This window comes from Shinella sp. JR1-6 (genome assembly GCF_004284735.1).
Taxonomy (GTDB): domain Bacteria; phylum Pseudomonadota; class Alphaproteobacteria; order Rhizobiales; family Rhizobiaceae; genus Shinella.
In genome coordinates this window covers 1-3,022 of record NZ_SHMI01000087.1, presented here as the reverse complement: position 1 = coordinate 3,022, position 3,022 = coordinate 1, and the positions used below count along the sequence as shown (strand labels likewise).

At 55.1% G+C, this 3,022-nt stretch carries 4 protein-coding genes and 1 pseudogene; 1 reads left to right on the top strand and 4 read right to left on the bottom strand.

What is annotated here, in order from left to right; all coding sequences use genetic code 11:
* Positions 1–181: 181 nt before the first annotated feature.
* From EXZ48_RS34285 to EXZ48_RS34275, 3 genes and pseudogenes are all read right to left on the bottom strand, one after another.
* A complete protein-coding gene (locus EXZ48_RS34285) occupies positions 182–568 on the bottom strand; it encodes a transposase (protein WP_130521516.1) in 387 nt (128 codons plus the stop codon).
* Between the two features lie 77 nt (positions 569–645).
* Positions 646–1,056, bottom strand: a pseudogene (locus tag EXZ48_RS34280) (helix-turn-helix domain-containing protein); the annotation flags it as partial.
* Between the two features lie 298 nt (positions 1,057–1,354).
* Positions 1,355–1,522 carry a YdcH family protein gene (locus EXZ48_RS34275; RefSeq protein WP_130521514.1) on the bottom strand — a complete coding sequence of 56 codons (168 nt, stop codon included), beginning with the start codon at positions 1,520–1,522 and terminating at the stop codon, positions 1,355–1,357.
* Positions 1,523–1,959: 437 nt separating this feature from the next.
* Here EXZ48_RS34275 and EXZ48_RS34270 point away from each other — a divergent pair, with 437 nt between their 5' ends.
* Positions 1,960–2,358, top strand: a complete 399-nt coding sequence (locus EXZ48_RS34270) for a hypothetical protein (RefSeq protein WP_130521511.1) — start codon at positions 1,960–1,962, stop codon at positions 2,356–2,358.
* An 81-nt stretch (positions 2,359–2,439) separates the two neighbouring features.
* Here the strand turns inward: EXZ48_RS34270 and EXZ48_RS34265 are convergent, their stop codons facing one another.
* A complete protein-coding gene (locus tag EXZ48_RS34265; RefSeq protein WP_245462438.1) occupies positions 2,440–2,772 on the bottom strand; it encodes a heme-binding protein in 333 nt (110 codons plus the stop codon).
* Between the last annotated feature and the right edge of the window lie 250 nt (positions 2,773–3,022).

Genomic DNA, 3,022 nt, shown 5'->3' with positions numbered 1-3,022 from the left:
TGGCGGAGAATTCCAGATTAGACGGGCCTCGGCTGGCGCAAGGACGGATCCGCCACATAATCTCGCCCGGCACATAAGAACGGATCGAGACCGCCATCCCTGACCAAAGCCATCAACGAGGCCGCCCCCTTGCGGAAGTCAACCGGTTGGCACGAGACGTAAACGACAACGCCAGATGCGATCATGCTTTGCGCACCGCCCTAAGGATCCTGCCAAGATGATCCGGCTCGATATCCCCCACAACGCGCACCACGACGTCACCAATGACGATTTCCACCGGCGAACTTGCAACCGCTTCGACGCGCGCGAACCTCACCTCTTCATTCGCCCCTTTCGAGAGGGGCACAACCGACCCCGAGGCTACTGCCTTGCGACGCCAGCCGTAAAGCTGCGAGGGATCCAGCCCCTCAGCGCGGGCGATCGCTGATACATTCACCCCCGGCTGTAACGTCTCCGCAATCAGCCGAGCCTTCTCAGCGTCCGGCCAATCTCGTGGCTTACGCCTCGTCCGTACGGGTGTCGCCGTCAAAACCTCAAAGGCCCGAGCCTGATTCACACTGTCGCTCATAGGATTCTCCGCATGATTCATGCCGAAAATGAGCCATGTTGCGCCCCGCCGCTACGTGGGATCGCCTGCGCGCTTACGCTCCAGTCGAACTGATAAGCCTCGCCGGGTGCATAGTAGAGTGGAACGTAAGCCTCGGACGTGATCGTTCCGCGTGCCTTAGCCCAGGACCTGGCGTAACGACGGACAGTATCGTAGCTGCCATCATAACCAAGCGCCCGAACCTCCTCGTAAATCCGGATTAGTGTCAGCCGTTCGCGAGACGCCTTACCTTCGTTCGCGATCAGGAACCGCTCGACATCGCCTCTCCAGGCTCCGATCCGGGGCAGCGGTTGACCCTCGCGCTTATAGGTAAACTCGGTGACATCGGAGCGCACAATCTTGCGGACCGTGTTCCGCGAAACATTCAGCTCCCTGGCGATCTTCTTTACCGACCAACCCTGAACATGGAAGGCTCGCCGGACACGCGCAATCGTATCCACTCTCTTCAACTCCCCCACTCCATCCGCTCAAAAAGCAGGATGGTCCGATGAAATCAGGGAGGGGTCAAAATTGGATAAGTATCACCCCGCCAATGGGGTCAACATTCCATGCCTAAACACAGCCTCTTGGCCGACGCAGCAAGAAAACCCTTGAAGCGACGCAAAAAGGGCCGCGTAGAACGCGGCCCAGAAGCGGGAGGCATACCCCCCGGGGGAAGAAAGAGAATAGCTTAAACAGACAACCAGCGAGCCGCGCAACTCTCCGTGTAGAGACGAATATCGCAGCGGCATCAAATTCATATCGCTATTACTTCTTTTTCAGGTGCTCAATTTCGTCCCTTATCTGGAGTTTGCGCCGTTTGATGTCAGCAATCTCCTGATCGCAGGACGACGGGGAGGCAAGGATGGTGTGGAGCTCTTTTTCGAGGGAAAGGTGCTTTTTCTCGAGCGATTCAATATGCGATTCTGCTTTCATATGACGACCCATCCACAAGAAATGATTAGAGCCACCCCATTCAATACGAGTTACATCATGTAAAATTCTACATAATTCACGTTTCGGCAAGCCATATACACCGCAATAATAGGATATTTTTCGTACTCCACTCAAGATATACGCCATACAACGCAAAATTAGATTACTGTTATTTCTTTGATCGATATTTGACCTGCGATGTTTTCGATTTCCGCTCCTTTGCAGGCTTTCTCAAAGCCACGAAATCCCGCAGGCGTTGCTGTCAGTGAAAATTCCGGCTCTTTACCTTCAACCGGTCGATCAGTAAATCTGGCACTTATCCCGAGCCGGAGACTATGCCGAACCCGTTCCCCAAAGCCCGGGATTTCAAATAGGTCAAGATCGGAAGCTCGGCATAATAGCATAGCCCCCGCGACAGCAAGATAGCGGAGGTATCCATGACAGCCACTCTACCGAAGAAGGCTGGCCTCAGATGGCCGATCGAAGATTGGGCGCATCGAGCAAGCGTTGCGTCCCTGATCGAGACGATGAAGTCAGAGGGATATGCTCCCAGAAGCATATGCTCTGCCCTTCGGATGATCAGCGCATTCCTCATTTGGAAGGATAACGGCGGCGAAGGCGATCCGAAGCCCCTCAACTACCATGACATCGATAATTTCATCAATGAAAGCATTGCCGCAGGCACGCGGCGGAACGGTGAGGTTGGTGACCAGGAGTTCATCCAAGCGGAGAATTGCCCCCAGGCCACCGGCCTCCTCTCTCGCGATTCTGCGCTGTTCATGCTGATCGATTTCGGAGCAGATATACGGCCAATTGGGTTTGCCCCGGCGGCTTGAATACTGCCCAGCCAACTTTGTAGCGCCTGCCGTCTTTGCCACTTGAAGCAGCAGAGCGACCTTCGATAGCGTGAACTCAATCTATAAAGTGACAGTAAATGTGTCGATACCGGCCTGAGCGCACAACGCGTCCTGTGCCGGCGTTCCCGAACTGACGCCTATGGCGCCCACGACTTGGTTATCAACAACGATCGGTATCCCACCAGCAACGACTGATAACCGGCCACCAATCGCAGAGTTGATTCCATAGGCCGGCTGCCCCGGCTGGCTCGCCGCCCCATAGCTCTCCGTCGTGCGCTTCGCCCCTGCAGCAGTAAATGCTTTGTCCTGAGCAATCGTCGTGCTTGTCACTTTTCCCCCATCCATTCGTTCAAAGGCGATGAGTTGGCCGGATTCATCAGTGATCGCAAGCACATGGGCACACCGATCTCTTCGGCCTTTGTGCGAGCTCCTGCGATCAGCACGTGTGCATCATCGATACCAAGTCGTTTAATCAGCAACATCGATTAACCTCTACATGTTAATTTCGGTGTGACGGCAATAATCCGCTTGGAAGGTACGCGTAGGTTTCCGACACCCCCTCAGGCGGTGGCGTCGCCTTAACCGGCTGGTGTGGATCTGGGCGATAGTCTACCGGCATGACTGAAGAGGTGTCCGCTCACTA

What these genes read in the sequence shown, in the direction of transcription:
- EXZ48_RS34275 (WP_130521514.1), bottom strand. Translation starts at nt 1,522, where the DNA reads ATGAAAGCAGAATCGCATATTGAATCGCTCGAGAAAAAGCACCTTTCC.
- EXZ48_RS34270 (WP_130521511.1), top strand. Translation starts at nt 1,960, where the DNA reads ATGACAGCCACTCTACCGAAGAAGGCTGGCCTCAGATGGCCGATCGAA.
- EXZ48_RS34285 (WP_130521516.1), bottom strand. Translation starts at nt 568, where the DNA reads ATGAGCGACAGTGTGAATCAGGCTCGGGCCTTTGAGGTTTTGACGGCG.